Consider the following 19,711-nt stretch of genomic DNA (forward strand, 5'->3'; position numbering starts at 1 on the left):
GCGCTCGGGAAAACCCGACTGACCCGGGGCGTGTCAGTCTGCGTCGCTCAGGTAGACAACCTCGCGTCCGGGGAAGGCCGCGATAATGGCGGCGTTCTGATCCGGCCCCAGATCATTGAGGAAGATCGGTTTATTCTGTGGCAGGAACGGATCGTTGAGATAAAGCGCAGACCCGATATCTCCTTTTGTCGAGACAAAAATCAACGCATTGCCCAGATCAGCGGCTTCAACCTGTCGCCTGATGTCACCGTTATACCCGCCATATCCGTCATATTTCGAAACACCGCGCCAGGATGTGAAACTGACAACCGAAATGGCGCAGAGCAACAGAACGACACAATGCAGGCGGCCGCGATACTGCTCGGGCAACCGGTCATTGATCGCCTCGATCCCAGCCGCGGACAAAACCAGGATAGGCAGCAATGCCGTGTGCCAATAGCGCGGTCCGAGGTAGAAGGTGCCTGTAAACCAATAGAAGAACAGAACTGCCACGAGGGCAGCAAAGATCACCAGCATCGCACGGTCAAACCCGGTCAGCTTTTTGCGCCAGATAAAGACGATCCAGAGCGGAACCAGAGATCCGAATGTCCAGCCCAGAAGTTCGAGGTTAAGCGAGGCAATCGCATTTATCAGGTTCAACACGGCTTCGGCGGGACTGTGACCGATCCAGATATCCAGCGCGCCCCAGCTCTGGGCGGGCGGGCCCACATTCTCCCCAAATCCAAATGCGTTTTGCGTGTCCGGCCACAGACGGCTGAGATAGTCGGCTTGTGCGGTCAACAACGGATCGCCCGTGATCGCGTGATTGACCAGAAAAACGACAGACCCGGACAGGATGCCCCCGACACCACAGGCAAGCACTTGCCCGATCCCGGCAGGCAATCGGCGAAGCACCCACAGGCCTGTCAGACCACCCACGATCAACCCGTCCAACGGTCGGGTGACAAACCCCCATCCCAAGGCCAGCCCGGCGGCAAATGCCAGGAATACCGCCCGGCGGGCAGACCCTTCTCCGGCCCGAATCAAACACCACCAGGCCAGTAAGATCGTCACCAGCATAAGCGCGTGGTTCATCAGCGTGGCCCCGACAGCCAGCACCCAGGGTGAGGTTGCCATAAGCAACGCGACCATATCCGCGCGTTCCCGGCTGACAGCCCGGCGGACAATGTCATGAGCTAGCCAAACCGATATCCCGGTCAGGATCGGATTGATCACCCATGGCGCCCCGACCAGCACCCCAAGGCTCAAAACGATGGCCCAGCCCTGTGCCGGAACACTGATCCATTTGCCCTCATGTATTTCGAGAAGATAATATTCCAGCGCGGGGTGTGCCGCTTCGGGCGGGGCCGGAGCCCAGAGCGTGCCCGCCGCAAAGGTCCGTGCCTGAAAAAGATAGGCCAGCTCATCCTCGACATGGGGCACCCGATCGAACGCCGTCCAGGCCAGTATGGCGCTGACCAAAGTCGCAAACACCGCCAAACCAGCCGCCGGGATACGCGGCATGTGGTCTGGCCCAACCACAACAAACATGGCCAATAGCGTGGCCAGTTGAACCAGTGACAACACACCGCCAACACCGATCTGCAAGCCATAGGCCACATGATAGCCATAGGCGATATAAGGAGTTGCCGACAGGCTGAAAATCGCGACCAGAACCATCAGCAGAAACAGGCTAAATATCCCCGCTTTGGCGAAAAGACCGCCGATGGCTGCGCGCCCTGAGGGCCGTATGAGAACAACGCCGATCACCGCCGCCTGCATCGCCAGTATCGCCAGCATGATCAGGTTCTCAGGCGGGTCCGCAGAAATCTCAAGGCGTGGAAACCAAAGCGGTTGCGTCAGCCACAGCCGGGCTGCCCCGCCTAAAAGAGCTATTACACTCAGAATGCCAAACAGAACCTGACCACGCAGCCAGAAGAAGCCCAGAAAAAACACCGAAGCCACCACCATGCACCCAAACCATATGCGCAGCTCGGGCAGAGTTGCATTGGTAACCGGTGCGTCAACAGCCCAGGCCGGGCTGGCGCAGAGCGCCATCACAAGCGCAAGGCCGCACCATTTGCCGCGGCTCAAACCGGCAATCATGCCAGACGCTCGTCTCTAGTCAGTGCCGGGTCCCGCGCAGGACCTTCAATGTTGATGCGTTCCTGCTCGGTCACGATGGGGCCCCCGCGTACCTGATTGTGGATCGAGGTGATGTATTCCCCCAACATTCCAATAAACAGCATCTGGATACCTGACAGGAAAAACAGGGATACGATGATGGTTGTCGTCCCGCGCGGCGCCTGATCGGGATTAAAGAAAAACAGAACCGCGGAAATGAGCGAAAACAGAATACAGCCGGCCGCAATCACCAGTCCGCTGATCGTGCAGAACCGCATCGGGGCACGCGTGAAAGAAAAAATAGCATTCAGCGCCTGATCGGTCAGCGCCATCAAGCTGTGCTTGGTCAAGCCGCTTTTCCGCGCCTGCCAGACATAAGGTTTGATGATCCGACGGAAGCCGCAGCTGGCAATGATGCCGCGGATATAAGGGTAGTGGTCATTGTGGGCCAGCACTGCCTCAAGCACTTTGCGGTCAATCAGTTGAAACTCTCCGACCGATGGTTCCAGCCAGACGTCCGACAGACCATTGACGATCCGATAGAAAAGGCCGCGTGCGTTGCGCATCACGAACCCTTCCTCTCGGGTACTGCGGGCACCGGCCACCACGTCATAGCCGCTTTCCCACAACTCGACGAACTCCGGGATCAGCTCGGGCGGGTCCTGCAGGTCAACAGGCAGCATGACAACAACCCCGTCACCAGTGGCATAGCGCAACCCGTTGAAGGTTGACCGGAACACCCCGAAATTGCGGGCATTGACCACCACTTTCACGTCCGAATCCTTTGCGGCGATCTCGCGCAGGATATCCACGGTCCGGTCCGTGGAGGCATTGTCGATGAAAATATGCTCGCGCCTGTAGCCCGGCAGTTCCTTGTCGAAAATCGACTTTACGGTTTCGTAACAATTCGCCACGTTGTCTTCTTCATTGAAGCATGGCGAGACAATGGAAATTGTTTTCATAGCTCTATTTAACATCAAACAGCACCGCTTACCCCAACAATACCCGGGTATAATTATATCATCCCGCGAAGTTCGGGATTCGCACAACACCTAACCTGCGGGAATACCATGAAATAACGTGTGCTCATCGCAACATCAAAAGCCCAATTCACCCCTCTTCTGCGGCAAGGCTATCTTGCCATTGTTTCCAGCACGATTACTCGGCTTAGTGTTCCCAGACATTGTAGACAGATAAACATTCAGATGAACCGCAAAATCCGCAATTCACTTTTCAAACTCCACACTTGGCTGGGACTGCATCTGTCGCTTTTCTTCGCATTCATGTTTCTGACCGGCACATTGCTTGTTGCCGGTTTCGAACTTGAATCGGTTGGTCGTACGGCAATCTGGACCACCGCCACCAAGGAAGAACGTACCGCCAGCTTTGGCGCAATTTACGGCAGTATCAAAGAGACCCACCCTGAAAGTCGTGTCTTTGTCATCCATAGGCGACCGGCCCCCTGGTTCGTGGACCGTACAGCAGCCCACACAGGCTGGGGAGAAAAAGTCAGCTTTTGGACCGACCCCACCACTGGCGCGGTTGTCGCGGAAACACGACCATTGGGCTTTCGCAACATCCTGCGTGATCTTCATGACACGTTCCTGACCGAACAGCGGATCGTATTCATGCTGGTCTGCGCCATGTCGGTCGTGCTTTTGTTTCAGCTTGTCAGCGGCCTCATTACCTATCGGCGCTTCTGGAAAGGGTTTTTCCGCTGGCCTAGCCGCGCAGCCGGCATTCGGTCCTGGGCTGGCAGCACGCATCGACTGACGGCCCTCTGGGCCGCGCCGCTGCTGTTTCTGACCGCCGTTACCAGCTTCTATTTCCTGCTGGGCAGTCTGGGGTTCGATGGCACCAGACCACATCCCAAGCCCCCCGTTCCCCGCGATGTTGCTCTGCCCGCCAATCTTGACACGACCTTTATCGACCAGGCAGAAGCCCGGGCCCGGGAAGCGCTGCCAGGGTTTGATCCGTTTCTTGTATTCCTGCCGGACAAAAAGACAGATAGTATAAACTTTTCCGGAAATCTGGATGGCCATTCAGGCTTTTTCGGAACAGGCAGCGTGTTCATAGATCCCATCACACTTGACGTTCTGGGCGCATTTACACCGGATGATATTGGGGGGTTCACCTATTGGAAGCCCTTGATGGATATGCTGCATTTCGGCACCTGGGGCGGCGGGTTTTCGATGGCGCTATGGATTATTCTTGGCCTGATTGCCACCGGCCTTGCTGTTACAGGAGCCCTGATTTTCGCGGCCAGAATTGCCCCTGGCGCCGCGCAATATGGCCCGTTCAAACGCATCTGGCGTGGTATGGGATGGACCCGGTGGGGATACCTTCTGTTATTGGCAGGTATTCTGTTTACCGCGTATTACCGTTTTGGCCCTAATTCCCACGACAGAACCAGAGCTTTTGCAATCGACGCCCCACCGTCGGTTGCCCGATTGATTATGGATGCCCCACTCCGGCGCGACACCGCCCTTGATATCCAACTTCGGATCGGTGAGCCTGATGTTCAGGCTGCAGCGATCACGATCAATGGCGATGAGGTGCAGGCGGTCAAATTCACACAGAACGGTGACAGGGCCATCGCCAGTTTTGAGCTGCTCCCTTCGGAGACAGAGAATAACATCACCGCTCACCTCAAAAAATCCAACGGCGCGGAGAAGACTGTCAATTTCCGCCTCGGCGCACCGATTTGGTAGCTGCCTGTTCCGCTCATCAACCAGGATGGGTAGCGCATTAATATGTGCTATCCACTGACCTCTTGCGGGTCAATCTCGGGATCTGTTTCCTCTTTCATACGCACCATTGCGATCAGCAGACGTAACCTGTCGAGCAAAAACAGAACAGCCAACAGACAATAAACAACAATTCCGGTCGCAGTGCCGATCAGAAGACGCAAAATCTGAGACATCCCATCCAGTTGCCATGTAATCCCAAACACCGCGAGAGCCATTCCTGCAGATAGCAGAAACGGTGCGAGATGCTGCCGCATCAAAGCCGGGCCGGGCAGCCCTGCAATATGTCCCAGATTGGCGAATTTGAGCGGCCAGATCAGCAGAAAGACCGCCACGAAACCAGCTGTGACAACCGGTAAGCCATAAGGGGCCAGTACTACAATCGCTGCCGCCGCCAGCGCCACTTCGACCCAGGACAGAACCGCCAGACGCCCGGCCTGACCTGCCGCCAGACAAAAGGTCTGCTGCACCTTTTCGGCGCACAGATACATGCCGAACACCGACATCAGGCTCAGGACCGGAGCCGCCGGAGCCCATTTCTGACCAAACAGCAAGACCAGCGCGGGCTCTGACAGAACCGCCAGACCGGCAAAGGCGGGAAAAGCCAGAAACCCGGTCAGGCGCATGACGTCGATCAGCAAATCCGCCGCTTGACCTCCATCGCGCGCCGCGGCGCCAAAGGCAGGCTGCGCCACGGTGCGCAGCGGCGTGATCATGAGAAACGAGGCCGTCTCGATCACCCGCCAGGCAATTGCATAATACCCCGCCGGAACCGGCCCCAGCATCGCGCCGATGATCACCGCGGGGGATTGCACCGCCGCCAGTTCCGCCGCGCGCAAGCCCAGAATCCGGTGGCTGAAATGCAAAATCCTGCGCATGTGATCCCGCGACGCGTGAAAAGCCGGACGCCAGGACACTGCGCCCCAGGCCATCACGATATTGGTCGCTGTCATCGCCAGCCGCTGACCGACTAGGCTCCAGACCCCGTAGCCGGTCAGCGCCATGCCAATTCCCACCACCCCTCCGACCGCCGCACCAAGTGCTGCGCGGATGGCCAGAACACGGAACTTCATTTCCCGGCGCAGGATCGCCACAGGCACTGCCGTCAGCGAAATCATCAGCACTGTCGGGGACAATCCTATCAACAATTCGCCCGCAACCGGCTCATTGTAGAATTTCGAGACCAGCCCTGCGCCCAGATAAAGCGCAATTGTCAACACACCCCCGAGCAGCGCCAGCAACCAGAAAACTGAATTCAGCCGCTCTGCTGACAGCGCATCACGGGTCAGCAGAATGTCGGAAATCGTTTCGCGGACCAGAAATTCGGAAAACAGCACAAAGGCCGCAACCATCGCCAGCAGGCCAAAGGCTTCGACCCCTAAAATACGGGCAAGAATGGCAAAAATGATGAAGTTGAACGCCTGCTCGACCCAGATACCAGCCGACATCCAGGCAACTCCGCTGCTGAAACTCTGCCGCCCTGACATCCGTTTCCTTCCTGCTGCCCGCACCCCGCCATGTTCCAGGCGGCACATGCCTCAAACACTTGCACCTGCTGCGTGCAGTATACGTAATTACAAACTTGACGCCTTAACGGTCGAATTTGGTCAAATTTATTGCCTATGTTCAGTCTGTACGTGTTCGAATACTATACGCAATACAGGGAATTATGCCCGTTACGTTCCATGCGCCACGCAAATCTTGCAGCGGGGGCTGGGGCTGGGACTATTAAGTGAATAAAAGGTTTTCATTTTCATGAACAAAGTCGCAGAGCCGATGGTGACGAACAGCACCACACCCGAAGAGCTGATCGCATCGGACACCGCCGGCATGAGCCTAAGTGTGGTCATCCCCGCCTATAACGAGGAAAACGCCGTCCGCCATACTGTCGAGGACGTGCGCACCCATCTTGAGCCGCTGAATATCCCTTACGAGATCATCGTGGTGGACGACGCCAGCCAGGATAATACCCGCGCCGAGGCCGAGGCCAGTGGTGCCACCGTTACCTTCAACGACGTCAATTCCGGCTATGGCGCCAGCCTCAAGCGCGGGGTGCGGATGGCGCAGCATGAATATGTGGCCATTCTGGATGCCGACAGCACATACCCTGCGCGCTATCTGCCGGGCATGCTGGCCATGTGCCGTGATCAGGACATGGTGGTGGGCGACCGGGGGGCGGCGATGAAAAACGTGCCGCTGCTGCGCAGGCCGGCCAAGAAATTCCTGTTCGCCTTCGCTTCATTTCTGGCCGAGCGCAAGATCAACGATCTGAACTCGGGCCTGCGCGTGTTCCGCAAATCCGAGTTGATCCCATTCCTGCCGCTGCTGCCGCAGAACTTTTCGTTCACCACCACGATCACGCTGTGCATGACCTCGAATGGTAAAAGGATGATCTATACGCCCATCGAATACGGCAAACGGGTGGGCAAATCGAAAATCCGTCCGATTGATTTCCTGAACTTCATCATCCTGATCCTGCGCATCAGCACGCTGTTCAACCCGCTGCGGGTGTTCATTCCGCTAGGTCTGGCATTTTTCACGTTGGGCACGGTGAAGTTCATTATCGACATGTTCTACTGGAACCTCAGCGAAACTGCAGTGTTCTCATTCCTGGCCGCGATCATGATCTGGTCACTGGGGCTGATCGCCGACATGATCTCGCGGCTGCACCTCAGACCGTGACATGAGCGGCAGGCTGCTTTCCGACCCAAGTCAACGGCGTTGGCTGATCCGGGTGGCCGGGTCGGTCGTGGTGCTGGCGATCCTGTTCTGGTTGCTTCCCGCTGAGGCCATCGTGGCGGCACTGAAGTCGATCCCGATCTGGGTCTTTCTATGCGTGCTGACCCTGTTCCTGCTGGCCCATGTGGGGGCCGCGCTGAAATGGTGGCTGCTGCTGAACCGGGGGCTTTCGCCCCTGCTGGCCATCCGGGCGCATTTTGCCGGACTGGCCGCAAATCTGTGCCTGCCCGGTGCAATTGGCGGTGATACGGTGCGGGCCGGCCTGGCGCAGGCGGCGATGAAAGACGGCGCGCAGGTTGTTGCGGGCGCAACCGTTGACCGGCTGATCGACATGGTGGCGTTGCTGACCCTGTCCTGTCTGGGCCTGGTGCTGACATGGGAAAGCGCTGCGGGCGGGCATATGATCTGGCCGGTTGCGCTGATCCTGCTGGCCGCGCTGGCGGGTATGGCCGCCTTGCCGCGCCTGCTGCCCCTGCCCTGGCGCTATATCCCGTCCCTGCCCGGCAAAGGGTTTGCCCATCGCCTGGCCGATGCGCTGGCTGGGATGGGCCGCAAACCCGGTACGCTGGCCATTGCCTTTGTCGCATCTGTGCTGATTCAGCTGGTGCTGGTCCTGCTGGCCTGGTGGCTGGCCATCGCGGCAGGTGTCGATGTAGCCGCCGGGCCATGGATTTTCGCCTGGCCGCTGGCCAAGATCATTGCGATTCTGCCGGTCTCGCTGAACGGGCTAGGCCTGCGCGAGGCCACGCTGGCCGGGTTTCTGGCCCCATTTGGCGCCAGCGCGCCTGCGGTCGTGGCCGCCGGGCTGGTCTGGCAGGTAGTGTTGTTTACGGCAGGCGGGCTTGGCGCGCTGGTTCTGACCCTGTCCGGGATGCGGTTCAGCACCCCGGCAAATTCCCAAAAGGAAGAGTGCAAGTGACGGATGTTTCCCGACCCAACGGCGACGACAAGCCCCATATCATCATACTGGGTGCCGGACCGGCCGGGCTGGCCGCGGCCCATGCGTTAACCGGGCAGGCCCGCGTAACGGTAATCGAACGCGCCGCTATCGCGGGCGGCAATTCAGCGTCCTTCCCGGTTGAACGCGTGATTTGCGATTATGGCTCGCACCGGTTTCACCCGGCGGCAGAGCCCGAGGTTCTGGCCGATGTGAAAGCCCTGCTGGGGGACGATCTGCTGCTGCGCCCGCGCCACGGGCGCATCCGGCTGGGCGGAAAATGGATTCACTTCCCGCTGAAACTGACCGACGCGCTGATGCGCCTGCCCAAACCCTTTGCCTTGTCGCTGATCGGGGACATGGTGCTGAAGCCGTTCCGCAAGAAAAGCACCGGGCCCGAGACATTCTCGACCGTGCTTTATGACGGGCTGGGGCCGACGATTTCGGACAATTTCTATTTCCCCTACGTGCGCAAACTGTGGGGGCTGGACCCGGACAAGCTGGCCGTGAAACTGGCTGAGCGCCGGGTCGGCAGCGGGTCGGTCGGCAAGATCCTGATGAAGATGCTGCGCCTGCTGCCGGGGCTGCGCAGTGAAACCGCCGGGCGGTTCTTTTATCCGCGCAAGGGGTTCGGGCAAATCTCGGATGCGATGCGGGACAGCGCGGAAAGCAACGGGGCAACTTTCCTGTTCAACACCGAAATCACCGCCATCGAACGGGACGGCAACCACATCACCGGCCTGACGATCCGCGAGGGCGAGGGGGAACGGCACCTGACCGGCGATCTGATCCTGTCGACCATCCCGCTGACCGGACTGACCGGACTGGTCGACACGCCGCCGCCCGAGGTGGTCGAGGCGGCTCGCGCGATCCGCTTCCGGGGCATGATCCTGCTGTATCTGGTGCTGGAGACCGACCAGTTCACCGAGTTCGATGCACATTACTTCCCGGAACTGTCGATCCCGATCAGCCGGATGTCAGAGCCCAAGAACTATAACGCCAGCGGCACACCAAAAGGCGTCACCGTGCTGTGCGCCGAACTGCCCTGTGACCCGGATGAGAAATGGTGGTCCATGTCCGACGAGGAGCTGGGGCAGGAATTCACCAAATGGCTGGGTCAGCTGGGCCTGCCGGTCACGGTTCCGGTGCGCCGCTGTGAAACCCGGCGGCTAAGCCACGCCTATCCGGTTTACGATATGGGCTATGAAGAGCGGTTCGATACGGTAGATCAGTGGCTCTCAAATCTGGACGGATTGCTCGTATTTGGACGGCAGGGCCTGTTCGCCCACGATAATACCCATCACGCCTTTGCCATGGCCTATGGCGCGGCGGATTGCATCGACGACAAGGGCCATGTCGACCGCGCGAAATGGAACAAATATCGCGAGGTCTTTGCCACCCATGTGGTGGAAGACTGACCCATGCCCGCCTGGCAGGCCGATATCCTGATGTATCATTCGATCTCGGATGCGCCGGGGCCGACCTCGATTGCGCCCGACGTCTTTGCGGCACAGATGCAGGCGCTGGCGGCGTCCGGCCTGCCGGTGGTGACGCCGGACGCGCTGGCCAACCCGCCTGCCCCCCGTGTGGTCATCATCAGTTTCGATGACGGGTTCCAGGATTTCGCCGACACCGCCTGGCCCATCCTGCGCGATCACGGCTTCTGCCCGATCGTCTATCTGCCCTCGGGCCTGATGGGCGGCAGCGACAGCTGGGCCGGGGGCAATATCCCTGCCCGCCCGCTGATGGGCTGGAACAGGGTCGAGACGCTGGCAGCAGAAGGGGTCTGTTTTGGCGCGCATAGTGTCACTCATCCCGATCTCACCACGCTGGATGCGCTCATGCTGGAAGAGGAAGTCAGCGGATCCGCTCAGGACATTGCCGCCCGGCTTGGCCAGCCCACCCGGCATTTCGCACCACCTTATGGCGCGTCGAACTCTAGCGTTCTCAGACAGATCGCGCAGCATTACGACACCTCGGTCGGCACAAGGCTGGGCGTGGCCAAAGCGGGGGATGATATGCACGACCTGCCCCGGCTCGAGATGTTCTATTTCAACAACATCGCCCGCTGGAAGGCACATCTTGCCGGGCGCGGCGGGCCCTATCTCACGGCCCGCAGGGCAATGCGCGGCATCCGTGCGATGGTGCGGGGAAAATCGTGGTAAAGTTGGTTCTTACACAGTGACTGGTACAAACAAATGCATATTCTGATTACCGGCGGCGCCGGGTTTATAGGCTCCCATTTAACGGAACGGCTGATCGGTGAAGGGCATCGGGTCACGATCCTTGACGATCTGTCGACCGGGCTGATGTCCAATCTGGCTTCTGTCGCGGATCACCCGGGCTTCACTTTTGTCAAAGGCAGCATTCTTGACCGGGGGCTGGTCGCCGAACTGGTCGATCCGGCGGATGTGGTGTTCCACCTGGCCGCCGCCGTCGGGGTCAAGCTGATCATGGACGAACCCAGCCGGTCGATCCTGACCAATGTGGCGGGGACCGAGAACGTGCTGGATGCCGCGCTGGTGAACAAGACGCATACGTTCATCGCCTCCAGTTCCGAGGTTTATGGCAAAAGCACCAATTTCCCCTTTCAGGAAGAAGGCGATCTGACCATCGGCGCCACCCGCAATCTGCGCTGGTCCTATGCCTGTGCCAAGACGCTGGACGAGTTTCTGGCACTGGCCCATGCGCGCGAATCCGACCTGCCGGTCACGGTGCTGCGGTTCTTCAATACCACCGGCCCGCGTCAGACCGGGCGCTACGGGATGGTGCTGCCGAATTTCGTCAAGTCAGCACTGGAAGGCGCGCCGCTGATGGTCCACGGCACTGGTGAACAATCACGCTGTTTCGGCCATGTCGCCGATGTGGTCGAGGCCATGTGCCGTCTGATGACCCTGTCTGATGCACGCGGCGACGTGTTCAATGTCGGCACCGATCAGGAGGTCACGATCCGCGAGCTGGCCGAACAGGTCATCCGAACGACCGGCTCTGCCTCGGAAATTCAATGTGTTCCTTACGACACGGTCTATCCCGAAGGCTTCGAAGATATGCAGCGCCGCCTGCCCGATGTCTCGAAACTGCAACGTGTCACCGGGTTCCGCCCGATGCGAACGCTGCAGCAGATCATCGATGACATCGTCGCCGAGATGAAGCGCCCGGTTCCCGCATGAGGCCGCATACCCCGGCACAGACGGGCCCAACCTCGTGACCGATCTGGTCATCGGATCGGGGCCATCGGGCGTGTCCGTGGCCAAGGCCCTATTGGCGCGGGGACGACAGGTTTTGATGCTGGATGGAGGGCGCAGACTGGAAGGCTCGGCGCAGGCCCGCCGTGACAGGCTGGCCGCGGCCGGTCCCGAAAGCTGGTCCGCCGATGATGTAAAAGCCTGGCAAGCTCCTCAGTTCGACACGCCGCCCGGGCAAGTCCGCCGGTTCGGATCGGATTTTGCCATGGTGCCGGGGGTGGAAACGCTGGTATCGCCTGACCGGATCGGATTGCGCGCCTCACACGCCACAGGTGGGCTGTCCAATCTCTGGGGCTCGGCCGTTTTGCCCAACCGCGCCGAAGATATCGCCGACTGGCCGATCGGAATTGACGATCTGTCACCGCATTACCGCGCGGTTGCGGAATTCCTTCCCATCAGCGGTCGGGTGGACGCATTACAGACTCTGTTCCCCACCCTTTCCATGCAGGATCGCGCCCCTCTGACCCCATCCCCGCAAGCCGAACGGATGCTGACGCATCTGGATCGCCAAGCACCGAGGCTTGCGAAACTGGGGGCCCATGCCGGTGCCGCGCGACTGGCTGTTGAACCCGGTTGCCAATATTGCGGCCAGTGCCTGCATGGCTGTCCCTGGGGTCTGATTTATGCGTCCGGGCAAACGCTTGACGTCCTGCGTCACAATCCGGATTTCCACTATCGCACCGGTCTTGTCCGCCAGTTCGAGGAACGCCCAGGTCATGTCACGGTCACGCTGGAGGGCGGCGAAACCCTGCAAGCCGACCGTATCTTTGTCGCCGCCGGGGTTCTGGAAACCGCGCGGCTGATGCTGGCGTCATCTCCGAACTCCGCAGCCCGCTTGCAACTACAGGACAGTCAGCATTTCTTTCTGCCCAGCCTGCACCACTGGCGCGCGCCACGGCGCCCGGACCGAAGACCCTATCACACCCTGCCGCAGATTTTCATTGAACTGGATGACCCCGCGGTCTCACCGCATCTGATCCACGCGCAGGTCTATACCTGGAACGAGTTCTATGCCCATGATCTGATCAATACTTATGGCTCGAAACTGCCCGGATCGGCCCCGGTATGGAGGCTGCTGGCGCAACGGCTGGTCGTGGCGCAGGCGTTTTTACATTCTGCCCATTCCGCCCGGATCGATCTGACGATGGCCGCAGACGGGCGGCTGACCCCGACCGTGCAAGGTAATGACGAAACCGAACAGATCATGGCGCGCGCCACGGCACGCATGGGGCAGGTCCTGAAGCTGGCAGGGCTTGTGCCGCTGAGTTTCGCCCGTCGCCCCGGCGATGTGGGATCCAGCTTTCACGTGGGCGGCTCGGTTCCCATGGCCAAAACGCCTGGTGCGGGGCAGTCGGATATTCTGGGGCGACCGAAAGGGCTGTCACGGGTACATCTGGTCGATGCCTCATGCCTGCCAAGCATCCCGGCCACAACCATCACTTTCTCGGTCATGGCCAACGCCCACCGGATCGGAATGCTGGCCCCTGACACTATACCATTCGTCTAGTTCAACTCTCGAACAAGGCGAATGGCATGGCCATGACCACGATTGTAATAGTGTGGACCAACCCGAAATCCAGACCGGTTCTGCCAGGCCGGTGACGACGGACCACCCCCTCGAACGGTTCGAAACTCACAAGCTTCCCGCACAAATGCAGAACCATCGATCGTTACAGGATCATGATAGGCTTCATAACAATCCTCGACCCATTCGAAGCCATTGCCATGCATATCATAAAGACCGAAGTCGTTGGGTGGGTGCAGACCAACAGGCCCCGGCTTACGATCCGGCCAAAGAGACGAGCAGTTGATACAGTTAGCGTTGTTTTTTCCGATGTCGTTCCCCCATGGGAACCGCGTCACAGTTCCAGCCCGGGCAGCATATTCCCATTCCGCGTCTGTTGGCAGGCGGTAGGTTTGCCCGGTCTTGGCGCTCAGATAATCCGCATAGGCGTTCGCGTCGCTCCAATCGATCAGGGTCATGGGCTGGTCGTCGCGATAGCCTGCGTCCAAATCGGGCAAATACGGATCTTGCCCGGTTATCGCCGCCCATTCCGGATCTTCCTGCGCCTGGCGCCATTGCCCATACGTGATCTCGTAACGGGAAAATGCCAATGCGCGCGGAATGCGTACCAAACGCCGCGGACCTTCCCGATTTGCCAATTTCAACTGTGCCCGAAGAGGTGTGTGACTAAACAGGTGCGCATATCTCCCCTCTTCGAAAATCGGAGAACCTAACAGGAAATACCCTTTGGGAACCTCAGCCATTTCCGGGCAGTCCACGCAATCCCGGAAAATCCGGCCAGGCGTGACCATCTGAAATCCCGGTTGATGCAACGGAAGAAACTGCGCCGTTGCGAAAAGTGCCGCCTGTTGCAAGCCTGACAGATTGGGTTCAGGCAATTGCTCCTGTTCTGTGGTCGCCCGCATTGTAACCTCAAGATCTCGCAGCGCCGTGTTCGCAATCACAAGCAGCAGAAGAAAGCCAGCCAACAGCGCGAAGATCACCAGCACACCGGACAGGATGGCCCAGAACAGTCGCAGCACCCATCGGAGCATTCCTCCTGCAAAAGAACCCCTCTCTGATCTGCCCGAAGTTCTACCGTACGCCATTTGAAAATCCTTCCTGCGTGCACGCAAGCCCGGCGGGCATTTGATTCATCGCTCCAAACTCAAACGCCCCGGCCTCCAACGCCGCGCCCAACGCGCGGTTGCCTTTGCCGTGTGCCGCACGGGCCAATGCCGCTCCATACGCCTCAAGCACCCGGGTTTCGTGCCAGATATCCAGAAACGCCTTGCGCGCAGCGGTCCCCTGCCCTGCGCGTCGGTCGGGTTGGTGTTGCAGATCGCGCATCGCTGCAATCAGATCATCCCCGGTTTCAAACAGCGACCCGCCCCCGGCCCGCTCGACGATCTCGGGGAACGGACCCAGCCGCCGGGCGATCACTGGTGTACCCAACCGGAAGCTTTCGATCAGGATGATGCCGAATGTCTCGTAACAGACCGAAGGCACAATCAATCCAAGTGCGCCACGATAGTAAGCGTTCAACTCGTCAGGTGTCTTGCGGCCCAGGAATTTGATCCGGTCATTGCCTGCGACCTGTGCCTTCAGCTCATCCGCGTAATCGCCATCACCGAGGATCAGCAGATCGGCATCCGGGTAACGATCAAAGGCCGGGAACACATCCTGCAACCCTTTGATTTTTTCCAGCCGTCCGACAAATAGGAAATAGGGGCGTTCGTGTGCTGCCGGTTCCGGCAAGGCGTCTTGATCCAGATCGGGCAGGAAATAGGGCAGCACCTGCATCTCCTGCCGTAGGCCGAACTCGCGATGCTTGGCCCGGCTGAATTCGCTTTTGGCGATGATCAGGTCCATGTGATCCAATGCCCGGTCCAGCGCGCCGGTATAGCGCCACAGCTGCGGCGGGCGTTTGTAGTTCAGCACGCAACGCAGGCACTGGCGGTCATCGCACAACTCGCGCCCGTGCCGCCACAGCACATGCGTGGGGCAGACCAGCCAGTGCTCATGCGCCTCATAGATCTTCAACCCCTCGCCCATCGGCAACAGGCCGGGACCGCCGATCAGCGAAGTATTGTTGTGCCAGATGATATCCGGCTTCCGCTCGGCCAGTATCGCGCGGATGCGGGCAGCGTGGACAACCGGGCGGCCAAGCTGCTGGGTCAGCAGGTTCGACATCATGCCATTGCGACTGCGCAACCCGATCCGCCGGACCCCGTCAGGGGTCCCTTCGGGCTGTGGTTTTCCGCCCAGGATCAGATAGCTGTCCTCGTCATGCACCACCGTCACGTCATGTCCCCGCGCCACCAGCGCCCGAGCCATGCGCTGAATACCAATAGCATCGCCGCCGAAGGAATATGGCGGGTAAAATGTGGTGAACATCAGAATGCGTAACGACTGCATGCGAATTGTACCAGATTACCAATAACTTTCCGGTATCAAACACGATCCTCGTCACAATCGAAAGACACAAGCCACGCAGTTGCCCGGTTCGCGCCCGGTGTTGCGGGCTTGCTTCAGATGATTGCAAGCTGCCGTGATCCGCCTTCATGACATGGGCAAATACCATGCGCGTGTTATGATTGTCCGATTGTTGAGAAATTTGGCTCAGACCTACACAAAAATGCAGACCGCCCCTTCTTCAAATCCCCTCCATGTTGTCGAAATGGGTTCCCAGTTTGGCATGGGCGGCATCACCCGGCATATCCTCGGGCTGAGCGACTGGCTGGAAGCAAGGAACCATCGCATCACGCTGGCGGGCACCGCCGATATCTGGGCGGGTCCGGATCGGGGCGCCGGATTTCTGGACCTGCCCACCCGCTATGTCGCGGGCGAAGGCGGCAGCATCGCCAACCGGCTGCGCCATACAGCAGTCGCGGCCTGGCGGTTGCGGCGCTGGCTGTCGGACAATCCGGTCGATCTGATCCATTGCCATGAATCCGCCCCTGCGCTGGTTGCCAATCTGGCTCGCACCGGGCGGCGGATTCCGGTTGCCGTCACCTATCACGGATCGGAACCCGAGCGGATTGCCGCCTTTGGCCAGATTGCCGCTAAATGCGATCTGGTAATCACACCCAGTCATCGCTCGGCTGAGGATCTGGCGACCATCGGCAACGTGCCAAAGGAAAAGTTAAAGGTGATCGGCTTGGGCGTCTCGCCTCCGCCCGAGGACAGCGCGGAGGATATCGCCGAATTGCGAGCCAAGCTGCTTGGGGATGGCGAGCGGGTGATCCTAACGCTGGCCCGTCTGCAACCGCAGAAGGGGATCGATATCCTAATCGATTGTGTCGCCCGGATGAAACAGACCCACCCCGGCTATCGCTTTGTCGTCGCCGGCGACGGGCCGGATGAGGTAAAACTGCATGCTCTGGCGCAGGAAAAAGGTGTTGGCAAGCACCTACAATTCATCGGCCGAACAGACAAACCGATCCGTCATCTTCGGGCGGCTGATCTATTCCTGCTGACCTCTCGGTGGGAGGCGTTGCCTTTCACCATCGCCGAGGCCTTTCAGGCCGGAACACCCGCCGTGGCCACTGCCTGTTCCGGCGTGGTCGAACTGATCGACAACAGCGTCGGTGCAGTGGTGCCTATCGGTGATGTCGCTGCGATCTGCATGGCTGTTGCAGATGTCCTGTCAGACGAAGGGCACCGGAAAACCCTTGCGAAAAACGCCTTGAAACGCAGCAGGGAAGATCGGTTCGACCCGGATTGGGTGCATCATCAGTTTGAAAAAACCTATTACGATCTGGTGGGACGGTTACGCGGCTGACGCCTGTTCCTCCGTCAAATACCGCGCTCCCGTTCTGTTGCTATTTTTTCGGCGATCCGCGCGCCTGCACGGGCGGACAAGGCCATGATGGTCAGACCCGGATTCTGGAAAGGATTGGTCGGAAAAGACGCCGAATCCGTGACATGGACATTGGGGCAGTCATAGACTTCGAGATCTTTGTTCAGCACATGTCGAGCTGGGTCATCACCCATACATGCCCCTCCCGTTTCGTGGATCGACGACCCCGGCTGCAAGGCTCCGTCGGGGGTATAGACCAGCGGCCCGGCCATTTTATAGGCCAGTTTCGATATCAGGCTTTCACGCCCCAGCAGGTCATCGGGCAGACCAAAGGTCTGTGACACGTCCTTCAGCGTGTCTTTCATGTCCTGCACCATTGCACGTTCATTATCGGAATGGCGCAGCGTGACCTTTGGCGCGGGGATGCCCCAAATATCGCGTTTGGTTGGGTCAAGCTCCACCCGGTTTTCAGCACGCGGCAGAACCTCTCCGATTGCCATGAAAAACCAGCCGGGCTCGATCCGCCCAACGGACCCCAGCAAAGAATAGCTGCGCAGGAACCCACAATCCTCATGGCCCCCACGGTTACGGAAACCGGGAATATAAATGCCGGACTGGGCACCGAAATCATACGGATCATGATCCGGCCCCAGACCTTCGATTTCAGGCAGGGTGCCCGCCCGGAAAACCATCAGATGATCCGACAGGTAGCGACCCAGATTGCCCGATGAATTACCCAGCCCCCGCTCATGTCGTGGCCCGTGAGAATTCAGTAGAAGCCGCACAGATTCAATGGTCGAGGCGCAAACCGCAATCACCCGCGCCGTCACGGTGTGTTCCTGACCGCTGGCCGCGTCGATGTACCGGACGCCAGTTGCCAGGCCCGTCTGTGCATCGGTTTCTATCTTTGAAACCACCGCCCCGCTGCGCAGTTCGAAATTCCCGGTTGCCTGTGCCGCCATCAGAGGCAAAGGCGTTCGCGCGGGCACATGTCGGATGATCCGGCAAGTGGTGGCTGGCCGATCCGGCCATTTCTGTGCAAGCTCGACCATGATCCGGCGTTCCGCTTTGGTCAGCGGGTGAGGGGCGTCGTAGATACCGTCAGGCAGATTTTCAATCTGCGCCGCCTCCCCCGCAACACCCAGAAACTGCTCAACCCGACCGTACCAGGGATCGAGATCGGCATAGGAAATTGGCCAGCTGTCGCCAAAACCATCCTGCTCGGCCGCCTTGAATTCCTGATCCGAAAGGCGCAGCGCGTTACGCCCCCAAAGATGCAGCCGCCCACCCACCTGACGGGAGCGGAACCAGTTGAATTGGGCGCCGGACGGTGTGGTGTAGGGGTTCTGCCGATCATTGACGAATAGATGTTCGGTCAGAGGTGTGAAGGACATGCAGCGCGCCTGCACATGCTGCCCCCGCAGGATCGCCATGACACGACTGAGGATGCTGACACGGGATCCGCCCGTGCGGTCGCTGTCGGGAAAATCACCCTGAGGATCCAGCGCCCGCCCGGCCTCCAGCATCAATGTCCGGCAACCGCGCTCGCTTGTTTCCTTCGCAACCCATCCACCGGCTGCGCCGGAGCCAATGACGATGACATCGTATTCTGGTCCGGGTGCCTGCATCGTTCAGGGCCTGCGCGTGATGTAGCCCCAGACCTCGCCACAGGTCCAGGCGATGGTCAGGATGATGATATAGGGCAGCGCCGCTAGGTATCGCAAGAGCCGCCCCTTGCCCGCCTGTGTCAGACCGTGACGCACCCACAGCACCGGTGGGATCAGCGGGCTGGACAGGATATAGACCAGCCGTTTCGGACCACTCATATGCATCGCCCGGATATGGCCAAACAGACGCCCCCAGTGAAAGCGCTCGGGCAACAACTGGCCAAGCCGGGTCGGGGGACGGACATGGTCGACAACCAGCTCATTGGACAGCAACAACTCTTCGCCCTGTTCGATCAGGAACCAATGAACGACCGGTTCGCGAAAGCGTTCTTTCCACAGATGGCGGGTCGCCTCGAGCGCTTTCCGGCTGTAGGTCACGTTCACGTCTGAAACCCATTCCGCCGGGCCGCTGTCGAACGGCAGGCCGTAGCGACCGAAATCGGTCACATAAAACGCCCAGTTCAGCAGCGAGACCGGCTCCTTGCAGTCGATGGCGCCGCCAATGACATTCTTTCCGGTTTCCGCATGCAGGCGCATGACGGTGCGGGCCCAGTCAGGATGCGGATGCCCGCGATCTTCGAGGATCGCGATCACATCGCCGGTGGCAGCGGCCAGCCCAGCGGCACGGCGGCGGTCAAACAACTCATGCTGGCCCGCTTCGGAGGTAATCGGGCGGGCGGGCGTGATGATCCCGAGGTCCAAAAAATTCACATCCGGGAACTCCGCCGCGTAATCAGCGGCGTCTGAGACGCTCGCGTCATATGGCACGATGATGTCCAGCGGCGGCGGGTCTTCGAATGCGGCAACCGACAGCAGGAAGTCACGCAGGTAAGAGCCGCCATCGACAATCGTCACGACAATGGAAAGCGTTGGATGAACTGTCACCGCAAGCTCCTGCAACTGGAAAAACCCTGCCCCTTCACGGCAGATACTGACAAGGCCCGGTCGGGATGCCAAGCGTCGTCTG

The 19,711-nt window shown here is 59.6% G+C and carries 15 protein-coding genes; 8 read left to right on the forward strand and 7 right to left on the reverse strand.

Annotated elements, in window-relative coordinates:
* Positions 1 to 33: 33 nt before the first annotated feature.
* Positions 34 to 2,085, reverse strand: a complete 2,052-nt coding sequence (locus I9182_RS19000; RefSeq protein ID WP_209599290.1) for a glycosyltransferase family 39 protein — start codon at positions 2,083 to 2,085, stop codon at positions 34 to 36.
* Complete coding sequence (locus I9182_RS19005) at positions 2,082 to 3,065, reverse strand: glycosyltransferase family 2 protein (protein ID WP_209507460.1); 984 nt, start codon at positions 3,063 to 3,065, stop codon at positions 2,082 to 2,084. Before I9182_RS19005 ends, I9182_RS19000 begins: the two co-directional genes overlap by 4 nt.
* A gap of 243 nt (positions 3,066 to 3,308) precedes the next feature.
* Between I9182_RS19005 and I9182_RS19010 the strand changes: the two genes are divergently transcribed.
* Positions 3,309 to 4,814 (forward strand): PepSY-associated TM helix domain-containing protein, encoded by a 1,506-nt coding sequence (locus I9182_RS19010; protein ID WP_209599291.1) that lies wholly within the window; start codon positions 3,309 to 3,311, stop codon positions 4,812 to 4,814.
* 47 nt (positions 4,815 to 4,861) lie between these two features.
* Here the strand turns inward: I9182_RS19010 and I9182_RS19015 are convergent, their stop codons facing one another.
* The gene (locus I9182_RS19015) at positions 4,862 to 6,298 is read right to left on the reverse strand and encodes a lipopolysaccharide biosynthesis protein (protein WP_209599292.1); all 1,437 of its coding nucleotides are present in this window, start codon (positions 6,296 to 6,298) and stop codon (positions 4,862 to 4,864) included.
* Positions 6,299 to 6,605: 307 nt separating this feature from the next.
* Between I9182_RS19015 and I9182_RS19020 the strand changes: the two genes are divergently transcribed.
* Genes I9182_RS19020 through I9182_RS19045 form a run of 6 tightly spaced genes read left to right on the forward strand, consistent with a single transcriptional unit; the run spans position 6,606 to position 13,278 of the window.
* Positions 6,606 to 7,532: a glycosyltransferase family 2 protein gene (locus I9182_RS19020; protein WP_209599293.1), complete on the forward strand. Its 927-nt coding sequence runs from the start codon at positions 6,606 to 6,608 to the stop codon at positions 7,530 to 7,532.
* Between the two features lies 1 nt (position 7,533).
* Positions 7,534 to 8,508: a lysylphosphatidylglycerol synthase transmembrane domain-containing protein gene (locus tag I9182_RS19025; RefSeq protein ID WP_209599294.1), complete on the forward strand. Its 975-nt coding sequence runs from the start codon at positions 7,534 to 7,536 to the stop codon at positions 8,506 to 8,508.
* On the forward strand, positions 8,505 to 9,944 hold the full coding sequence (locus I9182_RS19030; protein WP_209599295.1) for an FAD-dependent oxidoreductase: 1,440 nt from the start codon (positions 8,505 to 8,507) through the stop codon (positions 9,942 to 9,944). Before I9182_RS19025 ends, I9182_RS19030 begins: the two co-directional genes overlap by 4 nt.
* A gap of 3 nt (positions 9,945 to 9,947) precedes the next feature.
* Positions 9,948 to 10,691: a polysaccharide deacetylase family protein gene (locus tag I9182_RS19035; protein WP_209599296.1), complete on the forward strand. Its 744-nt coding sequence runs from the start codon at positions 9,948 to 9,950 to the stop codon at positions 10,689 to 10,691.
* A gap of 33 nt (positions 10,692 to 10,724) precedes the next feature.
* Positions 10,725 to 11,696, forward strand: coding sequence for an NAD-dependent epimerase/dehydratase family protein (locus tag I9182_RS19040; protein WP_209599297.1), 972 nt, complete (start codon positions 10,725 to 10,727; stop codon positions 11,694 to 11,696).
* Positions 11,697 to 11,730: 34 nt separating this feature from the next.
* A complete protein-coding gene (locus I9182_RS19045; RefSeq protein ID WP_209599298.1) occupies positions 11,731 to 13,278 on the forward strand; it encodes a GMC oxidoreductase in 1,548 nt (515 codons plus the stop codon).
* On the opposite strand, the gene I9182_RS19050 is transcribed toward I9182_RS19045, so the two are convergent.
* On the reverse strand, positions 13,275 to 14,330 hold the full coding sequence (locus I9182_RS19050) for a formylglycine-generating enzyme family protein (RefSeq protein WP_245222735.1): 1,056 nt from the start codon (positions 14,328 to 14,330) through the stop codon (positions 13,275 to 13,277). The two genes, I9182_RS19045 and I9182_RS19050, sit on opposite strands and share 4 nt — an antisense overlap.
* A gap of 40 nt (positions 14,331 to 14,370) precedes the next feature.
* Complete coding sequence (locus I9182_RS19055) at positions 14,371 to 15,672, reverse strand: glycosyltransferase family 4 protein (RefSeq protein WP_209599299.1); 1,302 nt, start codon at positions 15,670 to 15,672, stop codon at positions 14,371 to 14,373.
* A gap of 283 nt (positions 15,673 to 15,955) precedes the next feature.
* On the opposite strand from I9182_RS19055, the gene I9182_RS19060 reads away from it, so the two are divergent.
* Positions 15,956 to 17,059 (forward strand): glycosyltransferase family 4 protein, encoded by a 1,104-nt coding sequence (locus I9182_RS19060; protein WP_209507470.1) that lies wholly within the window; start codon positions 15,956 to 15,958, stop codon positions 17,057 to 17,059.
* A 14-nt stretch (positions 17,060 to 17,073) separates the two neighbouring features.
* Here I9182_RS19060 and I9182_RS19065 read toward each other — a convergent pair whose 3' ends face one another.
* Entirely contained in the window at positions 17,074 to 18,705 is a 1,632-nt protein-coding gene (locus I9182_RS19065; RefSeq protein ID WP_209599300.1) for a GMC family oxidoreductase, read from the reverse strand.
* A gap of 3 nt (positions 18,706 to 18,708) precedes the next feature.
* Entirely contained in the window at positions 18,709 to 19,701 is a 993-nt protein-coding gene (locus tag I9182_RS19070; protein WP_209599301.1) for a glycosyltransferase, read from the reverse strand.
* Positions 19,702 to 19,711: the final 10 nt, after the last annotated feature.

This window comes from Ruegeria sp. HKCCSP351 (assembly GCF_017872535.1).
Taxonomy (GTDB): Bacteria; Pseudomonadota; Alphaproteobacteria; order Rhodobacterales; family Rhodobacteraceae; genus Ruegeria.